The sequence below is a fragment of the Winogradskyella undariae genome, assembly GCF_013285155.1.
Taxonomy (GTDB): Bacteria; Bacteroidota; Bacteroidia; order Flavobacteriales; family Flavobacteriaceae; genus Winogradskyella; species Winogradskyella undariae.
The window spans coordinates 1-23,793 of the sequence record NZ_JABTEL010000013.1; the positions used below are offsets into that span (position 1 = coordinate 1).

The window sequence follows — 23,793 nt, forward strand, 5'->3', positions numbered from 1 at the left end:
ATTTAGTGTTTTTATTAAAATGCTAACTTAAGCCGTATATAATTTATTGCTAGTTCTAGCCTACTTACGAAAATCCTTGCGGATTTTCTATTCGGTTTTTATTTGCTAAATTACGTGCTTAAACCACGCAACAAACCATATACAACAACGTTGCCACACATTTAAAAAACTAACTATGAAAATGAAATTTATATTTTTATTACTTATATCTATATCACTAAGTTGTAAAAGTGAAAAAAACGAAATGAAAAATCTATCAGAAGTTTTTGAACTAAATGAAAATCAAAATTTAATGAATGAGTTAAAAGCTGACAATGATAGTGTATCATTTGGTTGGACTTATGGTTATAATTTGACTGGAAATAAAAAAGAAATCAAGATTAAATTATACAATAGTAAAAAGCTTAGCTCTACAGAACGAAAAGCAAAACTTAAAAATGATAGTGAAAAAATAAATACTAAACTTGAGCATAATTTGACAGATTTGTCATATTACGATAAATTGAATTATTATCTAATTTTTAATGGCGATAAAATAGATAGCCTTAGAATAAACATAAGTGACCTTAAAAAATAAAATCCGAATAATAAAAACAGTGTACGACACCGTGTATAATTAATTGCTAGGTTCTTCCCTACTTGCGAATATTCCTGCGGAATATTCACGGGTTCGTAAAATTTTGCTAAATTAGTTACTTAACCACGCCACTAACCATACACAAACACGTTGTGGAACATTAAATACTTGTACTTTCCTGAAATAGGTTGACTAAAAATTAAGCAATTAATTACTGTCACTTATGAAAACAAAAAATGAACACTGGCTAAAAAAAAGCTATCAAAAAGCAACTTTAGAAACCAAACTTTTAGTCGTTGACCAAATCTTAAATGGTCAGATTTCAAACAACCAAGCTTCTAAAAAATATGATATTCCTAGAACAACTATTTCCTATTGGTTAAGAAAATACAGTACATTAGTACAACAAAACATGGGTATGAGTAAAAACGATGAGATTAAAAAGCTAAAGGAGAAGATTGAAGAACTTGAGTTCCAAAAAGACTTCCAACAAGACATTATCGCTGATATGGAACTCATTACAGGTGTCGATATGTCAAAAAAGTCATTACCCAAAACATTAGCAAAAGAGATAGAGCAAAAGAAAAAACAGCGTATAAAAGAAAATGGCTCTATGGATGTTTTGGGATTTCTAAACAAGCCTTCTACAAAAGACTAAGAACGCAACAGAAAATTGCTAGGTCACTGCCGACTTACGAACATTACTGCAAAATATTCTATCTGTGATTTATTTGTTATATTTAGTATTCACAACATGTAAAAAATCATAGCTTGGTAATTAAAGCTTCTTGAAAGAAACTTATAAAGTCTAAAGATTTTACTCTATTAAATGACTCAAAAACAGAATATTCAAAAAACTACTATGTTTTACACAAAGCTTGTAAATCATAAAGAGCCCATAAATAAATTACTTTCAAAAACAGACCTTTTTCAACAAGTCCCTGATGATTGGTACATTGTAATAACAGATATTAAAGATTCAACTGCTAGTGTAAAAAAAGGGTTATCTCAATTAGTAAATTTAATAGCTACAGGAAGTATTGTTGCAACTTTAAACATTGCAAAAAAGTACAAAATTGATATTCCTTTTTTCTTTGGTGGAGATGGAGCTACGATATTAGTTCCTGCAATTTTACTACAAGAAACAATGGAAGCTTTGATTTTACATCAAGAAAACATTAAAAAAGAATTTGACATTAAATTAAGAGTAGGAAATGTTTCAGTTGCTGAAGTTTACAAAAACAACCAAGAATTAAAAATAATAAAAGCAAGCGTTAATGAATTGCTTACAATTCCGGTAGTTTTAGGAAATGGTTTACAATTTGCCGAAAAATTAATAAAGTCTAGAGATATTGTTTTTGATCATACGGATAAAACAACAACTCATTTAGATTTAGAAGGAATGGAATGCAGATGGAATAATATTTCACCTCCCGAAAATTCAAAAGAAGTCGTTTCATTATTAATTAATACCCTAGAAGAATCAAAACAGGCTTCTGTATTTCAAAAAATCTTGGAAAAAACAGATAAAATATATGGCCCTTTAAATAAAAGAAACCCTATTTCTGTGCCTAAATTAAAGTTAAACTTCAGTTATCGAATGATAAAAACAGAATTGAAGGCTAGTAATCATAAATTTAACTTTATCAGCTTTTTTAAAATTTGGATCAATGGACTGATTGGCAAATACTTTTATTTACCTAATAATGAAGGTCAAAAATACTTAAAAGAATTAACGCAATTATCTGATATTCTTGTCATTGATGGAAGAATTAATATGGTGATTTCTGGTTCTGAAAAACAAAGAAAACTGTTATCTAAATATTTAGATCATTTAGAAGAAAGAGGACTAATTATTTATGGGATTTATGTTAGTGAAAACAGTATAATATCCTGCAACGTTAGAAATAGAAAAGCAGAACATATCCATTTTGTTGATGGCGGTAGTAGTGGTTACACTAGAGCTGCTATGGTATTAAAAGAAAAAATACGCAACAAAGCAATTTAGTTTAAAAAGGGCATAAAACGTGTCTAATTAGTTGCTTGGTTCTCGTCTCTTTACTAAAATATTGTCAGATTTTCTATTCGTGACTAATTTGCTAAATTAGATGCTTAAACAAGTAAAAAGAAACAATCACTTGAGAAAAACATTTTACATATTATTAATTTGTTCTTTAATACTTTTGTCTTGTAAGCAAAATAAAGGTTTAAAAGGAACTTGGATTTCGGCATATGAATTTAACTCAAAAGATACCTTAACAAATTTAGATGGGATTCGTTTTAATCAAGTAATCACTTTCGAAAAAGATTATTATACCTTAAAAGAGTTTAAGTTTATTTGGTATGAAGAAATAGCCCGAAATAAATACGAATTTAAAAATGGAAGATTAAAAACATATAGAAATTCTAGTGATTATGATAATTATTGGTCTGTAGGAAACCTAATTGATCCTTTAACAAAAGATAGTTTAGTATTAATAGATGAAATCGGTCTTATAAAAAAAAGAGTTTATAAAAAATTAAACGACTCTCTAAAAAACAAATCAAACCAAATACAACTAACCGGAAAATCATTTATTCGAGAATTTAACAAACAGATAGATACCCTAACGTTTGTTAACGATTCTGTTTTTATAAACACTACTTTTCTGGCTAAACAAACTAAAAATACGGACTTAAATTGGGAAAGGACTTCTCACTTCGGGTTTGATATCATTTTTATGGAATATACGCTTCCTTATATTATAAAAAGCAAAAAAGGTAATACGATATATTTAAGTGCTTTTGACAAAAGAAAAATCAACTTTACTTTGACTGAAATAGAATAAAAACATCTATTAGTACCCTCTAAAATATATAGCCAACTTCACTCCTACTGACTAAAATACCTGCAGACTTTATACTCTATATTAATTTTCTATCTTAGTCGCTTAACCACGTAACCAACCATATAATGATCATCTCCGTTCGTTCTTTTCTTTACTTTATTTAAAAAGCTAAAGAATAGACAAAATACCTCACCTAATACAATTTAATATTTTGGTTGCATTATCGTTTTTAAATAATCGGAATCAAATCGGATTGAATTTTAACCACGCCATTCCTTTTTCATACCTTCGTACGCTAGTAAATAATCTTACACAAACAAGGCAATAAACTTCTAAAATGAAAATTAAAATTCTAAAATCAAGTATTCAGCTTGAAAACGACAGAGTATTACTTCTACCATTTGATAACAAAAGAAATGAAGAACTCAAAAATATAATCTTCGATAAAGAAATTTGGGAGTTTATGGGCATCAGCGTAAGCAACGAACAAGGTCTTAAAAACTATATTGCAAAAACAATTAAGGACAAAAACAACCGTTTAATTTATCCTTTTTTAGTTATCGATAAAGAAACTAATAAAGTCGCTGGTTGTACAAGATATAGTCATGTAGATTCTGCTAATAAAAAAGGAGAAATCGGTTGGACTTGGTACGGAACAGAATTTCAAGGCACAGGATTAAACAAAGCGTGTAAGTTTGAATTATTGCAATTTGGTTTTGAAACTATTGGTTTTAAACGAATACAATTTAGTGCAGATCAAGATAACTTAAGAGCTCAAAAAGCAATAGAAAATTTAGGTGCTAAAAAAGAAGGCGTTTTGAGAAACAACTATGTTGCTTCAAACGGAAAAAGTAGAAATGAGGTCTATTATAGTATCCTTAAAGACGAATGGAAATCACTAAAAGATGAAAATTTTTCAGAATTTATAAAATACTAAACCTTTATTTTTCAGATAAATTATAAGTAGCAATATACGAACTAAAATTGCGCATATAAGAAATGACTGCATTTCATGCCTAACCAAAAAAAGAATTACTTTAGAAATAATAAGTATTAAAAATCACTCAAATAAAAAGCCTCTATTGAGGCTTTTTATTATCTAAAATATAATTTAGTCTATATTTCTAACCAAGCGTACATAGTTATAATAACGCTCTCCGCCTTCACTTGCTGGTCCGTTTTCGTGTTTTGTATCAAATCGCACTGCTCCTGCTCCATGAAAATCTAAGCCTTCGTTGTTTACGGCTCGTCCAAAAGCCACATACCACGCATAATAATACGGTTTCCCTTTTTGGAATCTTGCAGAAGTACTAGACCAAAAATAAGGATAATCTAAATCGCTATTTTCATTTGTAATTTCTGATGTATTAAATATTGGATCTATGGCTGGACCTTCTTTTGAAGCATCTTGAGCTCCTGGTGCATAATCATAATTAACGATGCCTTGTAATTCTTTTATGTTTGGTAAACGCCAATCGCTATAATTTGCTAATTTAGAGTCTTCTGCATACATTAAGGCTTGTTTCCAATCTAAGCCTTTACGACTATCATTTTTAGACCACATTAAGCCCGTAGCTTTATCTGTAATGGTTTCATCTCCATTATCTTTAAAATTGTTAACAGCATAAGCATCACCTCGCACAGCACGAACATGTTTTAACATTGGGTTGCCTGTTGGTCGCTCTCCATTACCAGGAGGAGGAGGTCTATTTCCTTTTTCTTTATTTTCGCTATCTAAACCTTGTGGTTTTTGATCTCCAGGAGGTGGACCTTTGCGCTCTCCTCGATCTTTTGGTGCTTCACCAGGATAGGCTTTAATATGACCAGTGGCATGATTGACTCCAAATGCAGCTGTATATTGTCCTTCTTCGGTATGCCCAACATAAGTATCACTCACCCAATATTGTTCACTTTTATCGACATGTTCGTTATTTACAAGTGAAAAATAAGTTGTATCTAAATATGGCCAACCTTCACTAAAATCGCTAATAGCATATAATTCTTTAGCTGTTGGTAGCCTCCAATCATCATAGCCACCAAGCTCTAGGTTTTCGGTATAATCCTTAGCATCTTGCCAATTAAAACCTTCTGTCGTTGGTATTTCTTGCCATGATAATCCTGTGTTGAGATCTTTAATAGTACCATATCCATTGTTAAGATATGCCATCTTCTTACCTTTTAAGTAATTGGCATCTTGACCGAATAATGAATCCGTTGGCTTTAAATCTGTAGTTATATTTCCATCTTCATCATACAGAGATACTTGTCCTGTTGCTACCTGCACATAGCTCTTCTTGGCCATTTCAGTTTCTTGTGTGTTTTCAACTTGTGTTTTTGTTGTTTTATCACTTTTACAAGACATAGCAAATATTGCTAGAGATGAAAGTATTAAAACTTTAAAATTAAAGATTATTGATTTCATATGTTTTATTATTAATTTGAATTTAATTACTCGTAACGTAACGCTGTAATAGGATCTAAAGCAGAAGCTTTCCTTGCAGGATACCAACCAAAAAAGATACCTGTAATCGCACATACAGCAAAAGATATTATAATAGAATACAAAGCGACGCTGGTAGGCCAATTCAAAAACTTCTCTATGAAAACAGTTGCTCCAAGCCCTAGAATAACACCTAAAACTCCCCCTGTAATACTGATTAAAATAGCTTCAATTAAAAACTGCATTAAGATATCTGCACCTTTAGCACCAACAGCCATACGTAGTCCAATTTCCTTGGTTCTTTCTTTAACAGACACATACATAATGTTCATAATTCCAATACCACCAATCAATAACGATATACTTGCAACTGCGACTAAAAGAATGGTTAACATCTCACTTGTTGAACTAAATGTAGAAATTAACTCTTCCATAGAACGTACACTAAAATCGTCATCTTCATTATCCATCAATTTGTGTTGAGAGCGTAAAATTTCAGTCACTTGAGTTACAGCTTCTGGCGCATCATCTTCACTCACTGCTGAAGCCATGACTTGATTTAAATAATCAATGGCTAGAATACGTTTTTGAACTGTGGTGTATGGTGCTATAACCACATCATCCTGATCTTGACCAAAGGTGTTTTCTCCTTTTTCTTCTAAAACTCCAATGACCTTAAAAGGAATATTATCGAAACGAATCATTTGCCCTACGGGTTCTCTACCATCAGGAAACACATTATCTACAACAGTTTGCCCAATAAGAGCGACTTTAGAAGCCGATTGAACCTCAGCATCAGTAAACATACTTCCGCTTTGTAAATCCACAACTTTTATATTTAAATACTCTGGGTTAACACCATAAATAGTACTTGGCCAGTTATTAGAACCGTTAATTACTTGTCCGCCGCCATTTACAACAGGTGTAATGTAACTTAACATCGTAGCTTCTTCTTTTATAACATTATAATCATCAAGTGTTAGGGTTTGTACATCTCCTCCACTTCCTCTTGCAGGACCTCTATCATCAGCACCAGGTCTAATAGTTATCATATTAGAACCCATTGCAGAAATTGTTGTTCTTATACTTTCTTTAGAACCTTCTCCGATCGCTAACATAGCGATGACTGATGCCACACCAATGATGATACCTAACATAGTTAGCAATGTTCTTGTTTTATTAAGAATGATTGCCTTTGTAGCGATTTTGAATAAATTGAATAGTCTCATAATTAATCGTCTTGTTTAGGTAATTTAGCTAATTGGTCTGCTGCAGATTGAATATTATGATTTAAATAATCTTGCATAATATCTCCATCTTTTAACACAATTGTTCTATTACTAAATGTTGCAATATCTGGCTCGTGTGTTACAAACGTAATTGTAATTCCTTTTTTGTTTAACTCTTGAAACAAAGACATGATCTCGTAAGAGGTTCTTGTATCTAAATTTCCTGTAGCCTCATCTGCAAGAATCATTACAGGGTTGTTTACCAATGATCTGGCAATAGCAACACGCTGTTGTTGTCCTCCCGAAAGTTGCGAAGGTGTATGATGCAATCTATCACCTAAACCAACCATCTCTAAGGCTTTGACTGCGCGTTCCCTTCGCTCTTCAGAAGTTACTTTGCTATTATATAATAAGGGTAATTCTACATTTTCTATAGCAGATGTTCTTGCTAATAAATTATACGATTGAAAAATAAATCCAATCTTTTCGTTTCGTATGGTGGCCAATTCATTTCGACTTAAGTCTTTTACTTTTACACCATCAATTTCATAAAGACCTGAAGTTGGTTGATCTAAACAGCCTAAAATATTTAACATTGTACTTTTACCAGATCCACTAGATCCCATTATGGTCACAAACTCTCCTTCGTTAATGCTAAATGAAATTCCTCTTAGTGCGTGAACTGTTTCAGTTCCCATCGTAAATTGACGCTTTAAGTCTTCTATTTTAATTATTTCTTTACTCATGGCTCTTTACTTTTTCTTTCCTCCTGGACGTTGGGGCATAAATGGACTTTCGCTTGTACCAGCAGGATTAGCTTCTGATTTAGAAACCCCTTTTAAACTATAAACTAACTTATCACCTTCATTAATTCCGCTTAAAATCTGAACATTTACACCATCACTAGCACCTAGAGTCACTGTTTTTTCAGTAATACTTCTATCCTTGCCAAGTACCCAAAGTGTTTTACTATCTGCTGAAGCACTTGTTGTTCCGCTTTGTAAATTATGATGCGCATTATAAGTTGCTAGAGTTTCTGTTTCAGGTTTAAAATTGATAGCTTTAGCTTCAGCTGTTAACACATCATTTAATTCTAAAGTGAAAATTGAAATGGTAGCCGTTAATCCTGGTTTTAATTTTAAATCTTCATTATCAGCTTTAATAACTACCGTATAGGTGACGACGTTTGAAGTCACTGTAGGATCTAAGCGTACTTGTGTTACTTCTCCATTAAACGTCTCACCGATGTAAGCATCTACAGTGAACTCTACACGTTGCCCTTCTTTTACACTTCCTATATCTGCTTCATCAACATCTGCTTCAACCTGCATTTGTTTTAAATCTTGAGCAATGGTGAATAAAGTTGGTGTACTATAACTTGCAGCCACGGTTTGTCCTTCGTCTATATCTCTAGATAATACAACACCATCTATTGGCGAATAAATATTTGCATAACCTAAGTTGGTTCTTGCAGATTGTAAATCTGATAAACGTTGTGTTACGGTTCCTTTTGCTGTTTGATAGCTATACTCTGCATCATCGAAATCAGATTTACTAATCACCTGATTGTTAAACAATGTTTTTTGTCTTTCGTAAATAGTTTGCGTGTAATTTCTTTGACTTACAGCATTATCATAAGACGCTTGTGCTTGTGTAAGTGATGCTTTTAGATTTGTTTTATCTAATTCTGCGATAAGTTGTCCTTCTTTAACTTCACTATTATAATCTACAAGTACCTTTTCTACCACACCAGAAACTTGTGTACCAACATCGACTTGATTAATAGGTTCAATCGTTCCAGTTGCTGTAACCATAGTGGTTACATTCGCTGTTTTAGCAACAACCGTTTTAGCTTCTATAATGATGGCATCTTCACCTTTAAAAAAGCTGAAAGCTGCAATAGCTAGCCCGACTAAGACAATGCTACCGATAATTATTTTCTTTTTATTTTTCATGATGGTTTTGTTTATCGTTTCTTATTAAATACTAACATTTCACATATAAAAATGTGCCGTATATACTTGTTTTGATTATAGTTTTATTTCGTTTCCTTGGTAATATTGTAAAAGTTGATGGTACAAAACGTTTAAGTATTTTGATTGTAAATAGTTCTGTTGTGTGTTAGTATACGTATTTTGACTAATGACTAAATCAGTAGTACTCAAGGCTCCTAATTCATATTTTTTCTGTGCTAATTCATAAGATTGCTCTGCGGCATCTTTAGAAGCTGCTGCTGCAATAACTTGCTCTTGTGCAGATATTGCATTTTGATAAGCGGTCTCTACACGTTTGTAAAGATCTTTTTCTGTAGATTGTTTCTGAATTTGTGCTTTTTCAATATTAATCGTCGCTGTTTGCACTGCAGCTTTAGTTTGATTTCTGTTGAATATTGGAATACTCAATGACAAACCTAGTTGCTGATTAAAGTTAACATCAAATTGATCTGAAAATGTATTATCATTAATACTTGTGTAACCCGATCCTAAACTTCCAGATAATGTTAAAGTTGGCAAATACCCACCTTTAGCAATATCTAATTCTTTCTCTGTAGCTGCAATGCTAACATCACTAGCTTTAATTTCAGGTAAAATACCTAAAGCCTTATTGTAAATATCGAGCTTATCTAATTCTAGATTTACCACATCCATATCTTCAGAAATACGCTCTATTTCTAAATCATCTGCAGGTGTTAATTCTAATAACTGTTTAAGAGTAATGATATATTGTTGGTAATCATTTTTAGCTGCAATAATGTTGTATCTGTTTGTTGCCGCTTGGCTTTGTGCTTCTGTATAATCGCTTAAAGCTATAGTTCCGGCATCTAAACGCGCTTTAGCTCTTGCAACCTCGTTTTCTGAGGCTTCTAGATTGTTTTCTGCAATTGTAATGCTTTCCTTACTGTAAAGCGTTTGTAAATAGGTTTCTAAAATATTTAGAATAATATTGTTTTTTTCTACATCTTCTTGAAGAATACTTTGATCTAACAATAATTTACTTTGCTTAATCTGGTTGGTAATTTGATTCCCTTGAAATAAAGTTACAGAACTATTGATGCCTACATTTGTACTGTGAATTTGATCCGTTACATAATCACTAGTAATAGGATCAATAGTATTTCCGCTAGAAAAACTTTGAGATGCACTTCCAAATAAATTAGGTAATCTAGAAGACTTTGTTGCGTTATAGTCAACCTCAGCAAGTTCTTTATTTAAATTCGCTTCTTTTACTGTAATATTATTCTCTATAGCATAAGATATACAGTCTTCTAACGACCATACTTTTTTTACAAAAGTCCCTGGTGTTTCTTGTGCAAAACTGAGCTTTGCCAGAAGTAAAACTAAGATGAGGATATATGATTTCATTGTATAGTGTTTTAATTGTACACATCAAAGATGAAATTATAAAGTCACTTCTAAAATCCTAATATAAGTTAGCATTAATCACCTATACAAATCACTATATTTTATCGACGAGATTTTTTAAATATGTAATTTCTCAACAGAATTTGAAGGATTATTTTAATATCTAATTTGAAAAAAATTAAGCGCAGATCTGTTAGAAAACAATACTTATTATGAAGTAAAAAAAGCATTTAAAAACACGGCTTATGTTATGCTGTTTTTTTCATTATCAGTATCTTTGTTAGAGCCCTGAATTTTATCGAAACTTCTGATCTTTATATCACAAAAATGAAAAATTACAAACCAAAAAATAGATTAACAGCAAAAGCTTACATCGATGGTATTTTAGCTGAAGACCGCGTAATGTTATCTAGAGCCATTACCATTATTGAAAGTAATTTAGAAAGTGATAAAGCTTTAGCAAAAGAAATTGTTCAGTCCATATTACCAAATTCAGGAAAATCTATCCGTATTGGTATTACTGGTGTTCCTGGTGTTGGAAAAAGTACATTCATTGAGGCTTTTGGTTTATATCTTGTAAAACAAGGGCATAAAGTGGCCATTTTATCTATTGACCCAAGTAGCCAGCGAACAAAAGGTAGTATTCTTGGTGATAAAACACGTATGGAAGAATTATCTGTTTTAGAAGAAGCCTACATAAGACCCTCCTCTTCTGGAGATACATTAGGTGGTGTTGCTAATAAAACAGGGGAAACCATGTTGCTTTGCGAAGCTAATGGTTATGATGTTATTTTAATTGAAACTGTTGGTGTAGGACAATCTGAAACTGCAGTACATGGCATGACGGATTTCTTTTTACTCCTAATGCTTTCTGGTGCTGGTGATGAATTGCAAGGCATAAAAAAAGGGATTATGGAAATGGCTGATATGCTTGTTATTAATAAAGCTGATGGCGATAATATTACCAATAGTAAAATAGCAAAAAGACAATACCAAAACGCCTTACATATATTTCCGCTTTCAGAATCTGGTTGGAGTCCTGTTGTAAGTACAGCTTCCTCTACCAAAAATATTGGAATATCAAATGTTTGGGATCAAGTTCTAAAATATAAAGCGCTAGTTGATGAGAATGGATATTTTATTAAAAACAGAAACCATCAACAAATTAAATGGATGTATAATAATATCAACGAAGAATTAAAACATATGTTTTATGGTTCTAAACATATAAAGAGTGAACTTTCTCAATTAGAAAAAGAGATCGTATCTTCTGAAATTTCACCCGTAAAAGCAGCACTTCAGATTATTGATAAATTTAAAAAATCCTTTTTAGAATAAACTGTATTCAAATCTTCAAAACTACTAATTATGGCATTTAATAATTATTTTGATAAGCAGTTTGAATTACGCTATTTTGAAATGAATGAATTAGGCATCGCAACGCCTGCTATAATGTTAGCTTTACTTGAAGAAACCGCAGCAGAACATTGTTTTTCTATAGATTATAGTTTATTTAATCTATTTAAAAAAAATATAGGATGGGTCTTATTTTCTGGTGTCTTAGAGATGGATCGTTATCCTAATTACAAAGAAAAAATAACGATTAGAACTTGGTTATCTAGCTACTCCACCATTAAAGGTTACAGAGAGAATCTAATTTTTGATGAACACGAAAACATTATTGGTCGTGCAAAAGGATTATGGGTGTTTTTTGATATTGAAAAAAGAAAGCCCACTCCTATTTTTGATGAAATTAAAGAAAAATGGTCTTGCTTTAATGAAAGTTCTATAACTACAAATATTAAGAGAAAAATAAAGGCTGTAGAAAATGCCGATTACTCCGGAAAATTTAAAGTTCATAGATTTGATACCGACATGAATAAACATGTTAATAATATTAAATATTTGCAATGGGTTATAGAATCTATACCCGAGGATATTGTAAACACACACTTTTTACATGTTATTGATGGACGTTTTATTTCTGAAGCTCAATTTGGTGATACTGTTATCTCGTTAACAAAAACGCTGGATACCCCAAATAGTTTTCAACACACTATAAAAGTAAAAGGCAGTGATAAAGTTTGTGCTACAGCAACAACTTTATGGAAAAAGTATTAATCAAACTATATTCAAAAATATAAAAAAGCCTAAACATCATTTATGTTTAGGCTTTTCTATTATTGATCTATAAATTTTAAAGAATGTCATTTTGAGCTAAGCCGAAAAGCATTTACCCTCCTCAAGTATTAAATACATCCGACCTTGCTCAATGTGACAATTTGATATAGAGCTTATTCTTTCTCTAAGTATTTTTCCATAATAGTAATTGCAGATTCAGATATCACAGTACCAGGTCCAAAAATAGCAACTACTTTTCGTTCTAGTAAAAAGTCATAATCTTTAGCTGGTATTACTCCACCTGCAAAAACCATAATATCTGGTCTTCCTAATCTTTCTAATTCTCCAATTAATTGTGGAATTAAAGTTTTATGTCCTGCTGCTAAACTTGATGCTCCTACAAAATGCACATCATTTTCTATAGCTTGCTTAGCTACTTCTTCTGGTGTTTGAAATAAAGGTCCCATATCGACATCAAAACCTAAATCTGCAAAACTAGACGCTACAACTTTAGCACCTCTATCATGACCATCTTGACCCATTTTAGCAATCATAACTCTTGGTCTACGACCTTCAATCTCAGCAAATTTATCTGCTAATTTCTGTGCACGTTCATAAGTAGAATCATTATTAACTTCTTTTCCATAAACACCACTTATTAATTTTGTAGCCGCTTTATGTCTTCCGAAGTGTACTTCTAAAGCATCTGATATTTCACCTAAAGTGGCAAAGTTTTCTGCAGCTACTACGGCAAGTTCTAATAAGTTTCCTTTTTTACCTCCTGCACAATCCTCTAATGCTTTTAAATTGGCAGCCACAACGTCAGAATCACGTTCTGCTTTCATTTTATTTAAACGTGCAATTTGCGAATCTCTTACTACAGTATTGTCAATATCTAAAATTTCAATATTGGATTTTTCAGTGGTTTTAAATTTATTTACACCAACCAAAATATCTTGAGCAGAATCTAAACGTGCTTGCTTACGCGCAGACGCTTCTTCAATTCTTAATTTAGGAACTCCGGTTTCAATCGCTTTTGCCATACCACCAAGCTCTTCAACTTCTTCAATAAGTGTCCATGCTTTTTTAGCAATTTCTTGCGTTAAATATTCTACATAATAAGAACCAGCCCAAGGATCCACGGATTTGGTCATTTGGGTTTCATCTTGAATAAAAATCTGGGTATTACGTGCAATCCTTGCTGAGAAATCTGTTGGTAAAGCAATCGCTTCATCTAAAGCATTAGTGTGTAATGATTGTGTACCACCTAAAGTTGCTGCCATAGCTTCTATACAAGTACGAGCTACGTTATTAAAAGGATCTTGCTCACTTAAACTCCAACCTGATGTCTGACTATGCGTACGCAATGCCATTGATTTTGGGTTTTTAGGATTAAACGTTTTTATGATTTTTGCCCAAAGCATACGCGCCGCACGCATTTTTGCAATTTCCATAAAGTGATTCATACCAACGGCCCAGAAGAATGATAAACGAGGCGCAAATTCATCAATTTTTAAACCTGACTTTAATCCAGTTCTAATGTACTCCATTCCATCGGCTAAAGTATATGCTAATTCAATATCTGCGGTTGCACCAGCTTCTTGCATGTGGTAACCACTAATAGAAATGGAATTGAATTTAGGCATATTTTTAGTCGTATAATCAAAAATATCACCAATAATTCGCATAGAAGGTGCTGGTGGATAAATATAAGTGTTACGCACCATAAATTCTTTTAGAATATCATTCTGAATGGTTCCTGAAAGCTTATCTAAAGATACACCTTGTTTTTTAGCCGCTGCAATATAAAATGCCATAATTGGTAATACAGCACCATTCATTGTCATAGAAACAGACATTTTATCTAATGGAATTTGATCGAACAAAATTTCCATATCTAATATAGAATCTATAGCAACACCTGCTTTACCAACATCACCAGTTACACGTGGATGATCAGAATCATAACCACGGTGTGTTGCTAAATCAAAAGCTACTGAAAGTCCTTTTTGACCTGCAGCTAAATTTCTTCTGTAAAAAGCGTTTGACTCTTCTGCGGTTGAAAATCCGGCATATTGACGAATTGTCCAAGGACGCATTGCATACATGGCGCTATAAGGTCCTCTTAAAAAAGGAGGCACACCGGCTGTATAATGTAAATGTTCAGCTTCTGAAATATCTTTTTTTGTAAAATGTTTTTTTACAGGTATGCCTTCAGGAGTATTCCAAACGTCTTTAGTCTCTTCTTTAGTTTCAACTGTATGTTTTACAGCTGAGTTTAATGTTATATCTGAAAAATCGGGTTTCATGTCGTTTTTATTTAGAGATTTCAATAGTTACATGCATTCGCAAAAGCGATTTCATACTTCTAAAGATTTAAAGGTTTTTTTGGAGTTTTTTCTGAATAGCAGAAAGTGTTACAAGAACATCTGTTCTCATATTAACAACACCATCTAAGCCCGCTTCAGTTAATTCGTCCATGTTTTTTGGTGCGCCTGCTAACAATAATACTTTGTCTTTATTAAGCTTCCTAAATGTATTTATAAACTCTAATGCTGTAGCATCGTAATCTTCATCAGAACTACAAATTACAACCACATGCGCTTCTGATTTTGCACTTTCGGTAGCCGCTACATTAGCATTTTCAAAGCTTTCTTCTTGGTGAACATCAAAACCACTAACGCCAATAAAATCGTAAGCAAATGCGGCTCTCGCTTTACGCATTGTTAAATTACCATAACTCGCTAATTGAACAATAGGACGCACATTGGTTTCATCTACTAACTCTTCAGTAACTCTACGCATCGCCTCTATTTCTAAAGATGCACGTCGTGGTGTTAATACTTTTGGGTTTGAAGTAGCCCCTTTAGAAAGAAGATTTTTGTCTACAGTTTCCATAAGGTTTGGATATTTATTTATCCCAACCATTAGTGTTCTACGTTGACTAATTAATTTTAGCTTTTTTAAACGAATTTCTGCTATTTGTTGTTGAATGGTTTCGTTTTCAAAAGCGGTGTAGAAACCACCGCCACTTTCAATTGCTTTAAATAACTCTAAAGCTTTTTCTGCTATTTTAGAACTGACTTCTTCAATATAGTAAGAACCATCAACAGGATTTGATACTTTGCCAAAATAAGATTCTTCTCTTAAAATGGTTGTAATATTTCCTGCAATTCGACTTGAAAAATCAGAAGGGTTTTTAAACTCTTTATCATAAGCATCAATTAAAACACCATCTACATTTCCTAATATAGCAGACATGGCTTCTGTAGTACAACGTAATAAATTTGTTTCAGGATCAGTAATAGACTTACTCCAAATAGAAGTTTTAGCCGTAATTGTATTACAGAAATCTATCACATTATATTTAGCAGAAATTTCACCTAATAAGTTATTGAAGGCTCTAAATTTTCCTATTTCAACAAAATATTCTAAACCAATAGCTAATTCTATATTTAAATGATCAAATATGCTTTGAACAGCAACACCTTTTTCTTTTAATTTTTCAATTAGAAAAACCAAAGAACTTAACGTGTAAGCTATTTCTTGAACTTGATTAGCACCAGAGTCTAAATACTCTGTTCCTGAAATTGTAAGAACTTTAAAGTTTGGAAAATAAGTTACTAATGGTATTAACTCGGCAATGACTTCAATTTTATTTTCATCAAAAGAACCTGTCGTCACATAATTAGAAACTAAACCTATATCAAGAAAACCTTTTAAGTTTTCTCCTTTAGAAAAGGCGACTAATTCTTTCGTAAAAGTCACAGCATCAATATCTAATTTAAAAGATACCGAGATTTCATTTAAATTAATCCCTTTTAATAATTCTGCAACCGATACATTCTCTTTTAATTCAAAAATAATACCGTTAACACCTTCCTCTACAGCTACCAATGCTAATGCATTGCCATTAGCCGCAGATGCAACAATGATACTTCTATAGTTGACTAAAGCCTGAGAATTTTCACCTGTATTTTTAAGTTGAGTTATACTGTCTTCACTCGTATAACAGGGCTGAATATTTAGACCTGTTAAGTTTTTCCAAACAAGTTTTCTATCAAAATCTGCACCTTTTAAATCTACGGTCACTCTTTCCATCCATTGTTCTTTAGAAACAGGTGGGAAATCTGAAAAAAGTGGTTTGTTTTTAGTATTCATAATAATTTATAATATTAAAATTATTTAATTCGTCTTCTTAATTATCCTAAGAAACTCAGTATAATACCAGCCGCAATAGCAGAGCCAATAACACCAGAAACATTAGGAGCCATAGCGTGCATTAACAAGTAATTACTAGGGTCTGATTTTAAGCCTTCTGTATGAACAACCCTTGCACTATCTGGTACTGCAGAAACCCCTGCTGCACCAATTAAAGGGTTTATTTTGTTTTCTTCTTTTAAGAAAAGGTTCATAAACTTAGCAAAGAGCAATCCTCCCATAGTTGCAATAACAAATGATATTGCACCAAGTCCAAAAATCAACATTGAATCTTTAGTAATAAATATATCAGCCTGTGTAGAAGCACCAACGGTAACACCTAACAAAATAGTTACAATATCAATCAGTTTTGTTCTTGCAGTCTCTGCAAGACGTTCTGTTCTACCAGATTCTTTTAATAAATTACCAAAGAATAGCATACCCAATAAAGGTAAGGCACTTGGAGAGATAAATAAAGTTAAAATTAGAGCAACCACAGGGAAAATCATTTTCTCTTTTTGTGTTACCGCTCTTGGTGGTTTCATTTTAATTTTTCTATCTTTTTTTGAAACCAACAAACGCATTAATGGCGGTTGAATTACAGGAACTAATGCCATGTAAGAATAAGCAGCAATAGCAATTGGGCCAATTAAATTTTTAACCGTTGTACCATCTGCAAGCACATTTACACCGTTTGCTAATTTAGAAGAAAGAAATATAGCTGTTGGTCCATCTGCACCACCAATAATACCTATCGCTCCTGCTTCTGGAAGATTAAACCCTAAATAAAGTGCGCCTAAAAATGTAGCAAAAACACCAATTTGAGCAGCACCACCTAATAACATTAATTTAGGATTAGCTATTAAGGATGAGAAATCTGTCATTGCCCCAATCCCTAAGAAAATAAGTGGCGGATAAATCCCTTTGACGACCCCAAAATAAAGATAATTTAAAACAGATCCTGTTTCGTAAATACCTGTTTGATTTCCTGCTACAAATGGAATATTTCCTATAATAACACCGATACCAATTGGTATTAATAACAAGGGTTCGTAATCGTATTTAATTCCTAAGTATATAAAAATGATTCCGATAAAAATCATAACTATATGTCCTGAAGTTGCATTTGCAAATCCAGTATAATTATAAAATTTCTCGATCCCTTTAAATGCACCTTCAAAAACATTCTCATCTTCTGAAATATCAACTTGAGCTGTCGAAACAGTAGCATTATCTACTGAGTTTATATTTGCACCTAATCCAAGTACTGGTTTAATAAAAATCAGGACTGACAAGACACTAAATATTATTATTAGTTTTTTCATTTTTTTTCTTTTAACTAATGGTTATAATTCTTAATTGAATGAAATAGAAGTTTTACCTCTATTCAAATTCAATCATTACTGCATCTTGAAGTACTTGCTGCCCAACCGTTACTTTTATAGCTGTTACGGTACCTGCTTTTTCTGCTACGATATTATTTTCCATTTTCATGGCTTCTAATACTAATAGTTGGTCATTTTCTTTAATAACATCACCTACCTGGACATTTAAAGACAGAATAACACCTGGTATTGGCGCCACAATTTTAGAGGTCGTTGATTTTGGTTTAACATCTAAAGGTACTGCAGGATGTTTTGAAGCAGAACGCACTAAGGTTGGTGTTTTAGTCGTTTTAACATCTGATTTCATTATCACATCATAAGACGTACCATTAACCTCTAAATTGATAATATTATCTTCGTGTGATTTTATATTAACGGTATATCCGTTTTCGTTGACTTTGAATTTATAACTTTTCATGTGGTTTTATTTATTGGTTTTACAGTCACATGCTGTTCTCATAAATCATTTCTATTAATGAAAGAATTTGAACAAGCTCGTTTCATATATATTATAATTTATTTTGAACACCGTAAATTTTAGAACTCCAAGGTGAGTATGTTTTTTTAACTTGTTTTATAGTTAAAATTCCACTTTCATGATCATGCTGTTCATTAAAATACATATGAATTGAAGCTCCGATTACTGCAGAAATTTCACCTGTAAAATCTTCATCGCCTTTAACAGCGATTTCACTGATTTTTTTATCTTTTCCTTTTGTAATTATTTTATATAAATAAAGCATTACGGGTAAACCATAATTAAAGAAAAGAGCTAATGTTACAAGTGCACCAAAAACAATTAACAATCCCGTAATTAGTATAACGTAACCTTCACTTATTGGGTCTGTGGTTAATAGTATATTTATCATTATAATGGAATGTTTGAATGTTTCTTAGGTGGATTTACATCTTTTTTATTTTGAAGTAATTCTAAAGCTCTAATGATTCTGAATCTTGTATTTCTAGGTTCAATAACATCATCTATAAAGCCATATTTTGCTGCCTGATAAGGATTTGCGAATTTATGAGTGTATTCATCCTCTTTTTTCTGGATGTAATCTTCTTTTTCTGTGTCGTCTTCAATTTTTCTAATATTAGAACCTTCTAAAACTTCTACAGCACCCTTTGCTCCCATTACCGCAATTTCTGCAGTTGGCCATGCGTAGTTTAGATCACCTCTTAATTGTTTACAACTCATAACATCATGAGCACCACCATAAGATTTACGTAGTGTAATCGTTACTTTAGGCACTGTAGCTTCACCATAAGCAAATAGTAATTTTGCACCGTGTAGAATGATTCCTCCATATTCTTGCCCCGTTCCTGGTAAGAAACCTGGCACATCTACAAGCGTTACAATAGGAATATTAAAAGCATCACAGAAACGAACAAATCGTGCTGCTTTTCTTGAAGCATCAATATCTAAAACACCTGCATAATATTTTGGTTGATTGGCAACAATACCAACCGGACGACCATTAAATCTTGCAAAACCAACACAAATATTTCGTGCGTAATTTCTATGTACTTCTGTAAATTCTCCGTTATCTGCAAGTATTGAAATAACATCTACAACATCATAAGGTTGATTTGGATTTTCAGGAATAATATCATTTAAAGCATCCTCTATACGATCAACAGGATCATTACTCGTAATTATAGGCGCTTCTTCTAAGTTATTTGAAGGCATATAGCTTAATAACTTGCGTATCAACAATAAATTCTCTTCGTCATTCTCTGCTAAGAAATGGGAAACACCAGATCTTGTTGAATGAATTTTTGCACCACCTAATTCTTCTGCGGTTACAACTTCTCCTGTTACAGATTTTACAACTTTAGGACCTGTTACAAACATATAGCTTGTTTCTTCTGTCATAATAGTAAAATCGGTTAATGCTGGAGAATAAACTGCTCCACCAGCACAAGGCCCTAATATTGAAGATATTTGAGGAATCACTCCTGAAGCCATAATGTTACGTTGAAAAATCTCAGCATAACCAGCTAAAGATCTAACACCTTCTTGAATACGTGCCCCACCTGAATCATTTAATCCAATAACAGGAACTCCAATTTTCATGGCCATATCCATAACCTTACAAATTTTTAAGGCATAAGTTTCAGATAACGAACCACCGAATACGGTAAAATCTTGTGCGAATAAGTAAACTATTCTTCCGTCAATTGTTCCATGACCTGTAACAACACCATCTGAGAGATAAATTTGTTTATCTAAACCAAAAGATTTTGTTCTGTGCGTTACAAACATGTCAAATTCTTCAAAACTATCTTCGTCTAAAAGAATATCTATACGCTCGCGTGCCGTTAGTTTACCTTTTGCATGTTGAGAATCTATACGTTTTTCTCCTCCTCCCAACTTTGCTTTCGCTCTTTTTTCAATGAGCTCGTTAATTTTATCTTGATTTGCCATAAAAATTGTATTTACTTATAAATTTATGTTAGTTGAGATTAGTTTTGTTTAGAACAAAGTTCAGTAAGAACACCTAAGGTTGATTTTGGATGTAGAAAACCGATATCTAAACCTTCAGCTCCTTTTCTAGAAACTTTATCTATTAATCTAACCCCTCTTTCTTCTGCCGTTTTTAAAGCCTCTGTAGCATTATCTACAGCAAAAGCAATATGATGAATACCTTGTCCTTTTTTAGCGATAAACTTCCCAATAGGGCCATCTGGTGAAGTGCTTTCTAATAATTCGATTTTTGTATTACCTACAAAAAAAAAGGCTGTCTTCACTTTCTGATCAACAACCTCTTCTATAGAATAACACTTAAACCCTAATACATCTTCATAATATTTTATTGATTCCTCTAGATTATCAACTGCTATACCTAAATGTTCTATATGTGATATATTCATAATTAAAATGTTTAATTTTTAACAAATTTAGGCGAGACTAAGTTTTTATAACATGACAGATATCATAAAATGAAATAACAATCGTATTTTTTGCAACAATTTTATATCTATCCCTGAAAAATACCCTAACATTAATTTGATTTTGATAATTCCACTGATTATTTTTTATTATATTTTGAATTGAAAAATATTCAAAAAAGAGCTCCTAAAATTGATTATTTAATTTTACAGTTTGAACAAAAAAAATATTACAATAAATACTTAAAATCTATTTAAAACAGCCCATACAAATTCTTTATCTTTGAAGCTACCAAACCAAAATAAGCTTTATGATTTTTATAGATAATGAAGGAAACACAAACCCTAAATTAAATTTAGCGTTAGAAGAATATGCTTTAAGAAACTTTGACACTTCTACAGATTATTTATTATTCTATATTAATGAGCCTTCAATTATTATTGGACGTAACCAAAACACCTTAGAAGAAATTAACAAAGATTATATAGATGCTAATGGCATCCATGTAGTACGCCGTGTTTCTGGTGGTGGTGCTGTTTATCATGACTTAGGAAATCTAAATTTTAGTTTTATTACTAATCATGATGGAAAAAGTATTAGTAATTTTAAGAAGTTTACGGCTCCTGTAATTCGTGTTTTAAACGCTATGGGCGTTACTGCAGAGCTTAAAGGACGAAATGATATTCAGGTTGATGAAAAGAAAATTTCTGGTACAGCACAATTTTCTACAGGAAAACGTATGATTAGTCACGGAACTTTATTATTTGATACTGACATGAGTGAAGTTGCAAAAGCGCTTCAGGTAAAAATGAGTAAAATACAGTCTAAAGGGCATAAATCTGTTAGAAGTCGTGTGGCAAACATTAGTGAGTTTTTAAAAACACCTATTTCTATGGGTGATTTTAAAAACCAATTACTGAATGGATTATATGAAGCGAGTGAACCTTTTGAAATCCATAAGCTTACAGAAGATGAATGGAAAGCGGTTCATCAATTAAAAGCAGAGAAGTATGATCAATGGGATTGGAATTATGGCCGTTCTCCTAAGTTTAATATTCAACGAAATAAACGTTTCTCTATTGGAGAAATAGACCTTCGTATTTTTGTTGAAAAGGGATTGATTTCAGAATTTAAAATCTTTGGTGATTTCTTTGGAAGACAACCTGTAACGGATCTAGAAGATTTACTTATTGGTGTTCCTTATGATAAAAATGAAATCAGTAACGCTTTAGAAAATGTATCTATAGAGAATTATTTTGGAAAAATAGAAAAATCAGATTTTATAGATCTTGTTTATGGTAATGATTAATTAGTCTTAAATATTTCTTACCTACAATACATAACAATAGATCATAAAAAAATGACTTATTGCACCGGCTAACACAAATAAATGCCAAATAACATGGTTATATAGCATGTTATTTAATGCGTAAAAAATAATACCAATAGTATAGAAACCACCTCCAGCATACAACCAAAGTATACCATCTGGACCAAGACCTTGTGATACATTAGAAAAATCTAATACAATTAGCCATCCCATCACTAAATATAAAAGGGTTGAAAAAATCTCAAATCTTCCTGTAAAAAACAATTTTAAAATTAGACCAAAAGCTGCAATCCCCCAAACTGTAGCAAAAAGAACCCAGCCTAAACTATCCCTTAAGAGTAATAATACAACAGGTGTATATGTCCCTGCAATAAGCAAATAAATACTAGAATGATCTACAATTCTAAAATAATGTTTTCGTTTTTCTCCTTTTACGCCATGATAAAATGTTGAAGCTAAAAATAGAATAATGATTGAAAGCCCATAAACAATAACACTAAACAGACTCCAAGGAGTAAGACTATCTGCTTTTAAGATTAGTAAAACTAAAGCTACAATACCTAAAAGAGCACCAAAACCATGCGTCCAAGTATTTAATTGTTCTTCGCGTTGCGTAGGAATTCTCATCTTTGTTTTTTTGTATTTAGAGGTATTGATTTTTGCTTAGACCATTTATTTACACAGTCGTAAAAATCAATTTCGAAAGCAGGTTCTTGTCGTTTTAAACGCTCAACCTGAAAGGCGCGTTGCAAAATATCTTCAATTAAATAGTCTTCCTCTACATCAATAGGGATAAACTCTCGTTTTAAAGAAATATCAAATAAACTAGCCGTACTATTAAACCAAAAAGCACGCCAACCACTTCGTAATTCCTTAATAAGTTGAAAAGTTGTTTTACCCGTTTGGCGATGTATTAATTTTACTAGAATCTGACCTTCAGTTTTGGTAAGTTTCTTTAATTCCGCAGAAAATTCATCCTCAATATACCTCTGAATAACTTTAGTATATCGTTTTTTGTCTCGTTTACGTTCCAAGCTATCTAATCGGTTTTGTAATGCTTCTAAACGTTCTGCCGCTAGCTTTGCATAAGGATAAACCTTTAAGGTTTTTCGTCTTAAAATGATATAACGAATTCTTGCTTCTCTGTCTACAAAACTCAACTTAGGCAATACTAAAACTTCTTTAAGATCTACCGAAGTAACAGGAATAGAGTCTCCTTCTATAATCATATAATATACAGCCGTAGAATCTTGTTTTACCGGATTCTCTTCTTGTGCATTTAATACAACTGAAAAAAACAATGTTATATAAAGAATATATTTCATGAATTTACTTAACGCTAAAATCGTTCCAATCTTTCATTTTATACAAATTCAAAATTACTAATATTTAAAATCTATAAGCTTAAATCCCTATTAATATTATTTA

22 protein-coding genes are annotated in these 23,793 nt (G+C 32.1%); 8 read left to right on the plus strand and 14 right to left on the minus strand.

All coding sequences use genetic code 11. The annotated features are described in order from the left end of the window. The first annotated feature begins 175 nt into the window (after positions 1–175). The 5 genes from HSX10_RS15305 (at position 176) to HSX10_RS15325 (ending at position 4,342) form a co-directional block, all read left to right on the plus strand. Positions 176–577, plus strand: a complete 402-nt coding sequence (locus HSX10_RS15305) for a hypothetical protein (protein ID WP_173589122.1) — start codon at positions 176–178, stop codon at positions 575–577. A gap of 223 nt (positions 578–800) precedes the next feature. Then, positions 801–1,235 (plus strand): helix-turn-helix domain-containing protein, encoded by a 435-nt coding sequence (locus HSX10_RS15310; protein WP_173588735.1) that lies wholly within the window; start codon positions 801–803, stop codon positions 1,233–1,235. Between the two features lie 204 nt (positions 1,236–1,439). After that, positions 1,440–2,585, plus strand: a complete 1,146-nt coding sequence (locus HSX10_RS15315) for a DUF3095 family protein (RefSeq protein ID WP_173589123.1) — start codon at positions 1,440–1,442, stop codon at positions 2,583–2,585. A gap of 130 nt (positions 2,586–2,715) precedes the next feature. Next, positions 2,716–3,405, plus strand: a complete 690-nt coding sequence (locus tag HSX10_RS15320; RefSeq protein ID WP_173589124.1) for a hypothetical protein — start codon at positions 2,716–2,718, stop codon at positions 3,403–3,405. Positions 3,406–3,742: 337 nt separating this feature from the next. Further along, on the plus strand, positions 3,743–4,342 hold the full coding sequence (locus HSX10_RS15325; RefSeq protein ID WP_173589125.1) for a GNAT family N-acetyltransferase: 600 nt from the start codon (positions 3,743–3,745) through the stop codon (positions 4,340–4,342). Between the two features lie 174 nt (positions 4,343–4,516). Here HSX10_RS15325 and HSX10_RS15330 read toward each other — a convergent pair whose 3' ends face one another. The 5 genes from HSX10_RS15330 to HSX10_RS15350 all read right to left on the minus strand — a co-directional run bounded on the left by HSX10_RS15330 (position 4,517) and on the right by HSX10_RS15350 (position 10,436). After that, the gene (locus tag HSX10_RS15330; RefSeq protein WP_173589126.1) at positions 4,517–5,827 is read right to left on the minus strand and encodes an Lcl C-terminal domain-containing protein; all 1,311 of its coding nucleotides are present in this window, start codon (positions 5,825–5,827) and stop codon (positions 4,517–4,519) included. A gap of 26 nt (positions 5,828–5,853) precedes the next feature. After that, positions 5,854–7,074, minus strand: a complete 1,221-nt coding sequence (locus tag HSX10_RS15335; protein WP_173589127.1) for an ABC transporter permease — start codon at positions 7,072–7,074, stop codon at positions 5,854–5,856. Between the two features lie 2 nt (positions 7,075–7,076). Further along, positions 7,077–7,820, minus strand: a complete 744-nt coding sequence (locus HSX10_RS15340) for an ABC transporter ATP-binding protein (RefSeq protein WP_217363304.1) — start codon at positions 7,818–7,820, stop codon at positions 7,077–7,079. Positions 7,821–7,826: 6 nt separating this feature from the next. Continuing rightward, positions 7,827–9,029, minus strand: a complete 1,203-nt coding sequence (locus tag HSX10_RS15345) for an efflux RND transporter periplasmic adaptor subunit (RefSeq protein WP_173589128.1) — start codon at positions 9,027–9,029, stop codon at positions 7,827–7,829. A 75-nt stretch (positions 9,030–9,104) separates the two neighbouring features. Then, complete coding sequence (locus HSX10_RS15350; RefSeq protein WP_173589129.1) at positions 9,105–10,436, minus strand: TolC family protein; 1,332 nt, start codon at positions 10,434–10,436, stop codon at positions 9,105–9,107. Between the two features lie 327 nt (positions 10,437–10,763). On the opposite strand from HSX10_RS15350, the gene meaB reads away from it, so the two are divergent. Next, positions 10,764–11,774, plus strand: a complete 1,011-nt coding sequence (meaB, locus tag HSX10_RS15355) for a methylmalonyl Co-A mutase-associated GTPase MeaB (RefSeq protein ID WP_173589130.1) — start codon at positions 10,764–10,766, stop codon at positions 11,772–11,774. 30 nt (positions 11,775–11,804) lie between these two features. Next, entirely contained in the window at positions 11,805–12,557 is a 753-nt protein-coding gene (locus HSX10_RS15360) for an acyl-[acyl-carrier-protein] thioesterase (protein ID WP_173589131.1), read from the plus strand. A gap of 173 nt (positions 12,558–12,730) precedes the next feature. On the opposite strand, the gene scpA is transcribed toward HSX10_RS15360, so the two are convergent. From scpA to mce, 7 genes are all read right to left on the minus strand, one after another. Beyond that, the gene (scpA, locus tag HSX10_RS15365; protein WP_173589132.1) at positions 12,731–14,866 is read right to left on the minus strand and encodes a methylmalonyl-CoA mutase; all 2,136 of its coding nucleotides are present in this window, start codon (positions 14,864–14,866) and stop codon (positions 12,731–12,733) included. Positions 14,867–14,933: 67 nt separating this feature from the next. Next, the gene (locus HSX10_RS15370) at positions 14,934–16,718 is read right to left on the minus strand and encodes a methylmalonyl-CoA mutase family protein (protein ID WP_173589133.1); all 1,785 of its coding nucleotides are present in this window, start codon (positions 16,716–16,718) and stop codon (positions 14,934–14,936) included. A 41-nt stretch (positions 16,719–16,759) separates the two neighbouring features. Next, positions 16,760–18,082: a sodium ion-translocating decarboxylase subunit beta gene (locus tag HSX10_RS15375; RefSeq protein ID WP_173589134.1), complete on the minus strand. Its 1,323-nt coding sequence runs from the start codon at positions 18,080–18,082 to the stop codon at positions 16,760–16,762. Between the two features lie 58 nt (positions 18,083–18,140). Continuing rightward, on the minus strand, positions 18,141–18,560 hold the full coding sequence (locus tag HSX10_RS15380) for a biotin/lipoyl-containing protein (RefSeq protein ID WP_173589135.1): 420 nt from the start codon (positions 18,558–18,560) through the stop codon (positions 18,141–18,143). Between the two features lie 91 nt (positions 18,561–18,651). Next, positions 18,652–19,011 (minus strand): OadG family protein, encoded by a 360-nt coding sequence (locus HSX10_RS15385; RefSeq protein WP_173589136.1) that lies wholly within the window; start codon positions 19,009–19,011, stop codon positions 18,652–18,654. After that, a complete protein-coding gene (locus HSX10_RS15390) occupies positions 19,011–20,570 on the minus strand; it encodes an acyl-CoA carboxylase subunit beta (RefSeq protein WP_173589137.1) in 1,560 nt (519 codons plus the stop codon). Before HSX10_RS15390 ends, HSX10_RS15385 begins: the two co-directional genes overlap by 1 nt. A gap of 38 nt (positions 20,571–20,608) precedes the next feature. Further along, complete coding sequence (mce, locus tag HSX10_RS15395; RefSeq protein WP_173589138.1) at positions 20,609–21,016, minus strand: methylmalonyl-CoA epimerase; 408 nt, start codon at positions 21,014–21,016, stop codon at positions 20,609–20,611. Positions 21,017–21,345: 329 nt separating this feature from the next. On the opposite strand from mce, the gene lplA reads away from it, so the two are divergent. Next, positions 21,346–22,344: a lipoate--protein ligase gene (lplA, locus tag HSX10_RS15400; RefSeq protein ID WP_173589139.1), complete on the plus strand. Its 999-nt coding sequence runs from the start codon at positions 21,346–21,348 to the stop codon at positions 22,342–22,344. A 21-nt stretch (positions 22,345–22,365) separates the two neighbouring features. On the opposite strand, the gene trhA is transcribed toward lplA, so the two are convergent. Both trhA and HSX10_RS15410 read right to left on the minus strand, forming a co-directional pair. After that, the gene (gene trhA, locus HSX10_RS15405) at positions 22,366–22,992 is read right to left on the minus strand and encodes a PAQR family membrane homeostasis protein TrhA (RefSeq protein ID WP_173589140.1); all 627 of its coding nucleotides are present in this window, start codon (positions 22,990–22,992) and stop codon (positions 22,366–22,368) included. Beyond that, positions 22,989–23,690, minus strand: a complete 702-nt coding sequence (locus HSX10_RS15410; protein WP_173589141.1) for a DUF4294 domain-containing protein — start codon at positions 23,688–23,690, stop codon at positions 22,989–22,991. Before HSX10_RS15410 ends, trhA begins: the two co-directional genes overlap by 4 nt. Positions 23,691–23,793: the final 103 nt, after the last annotated feature.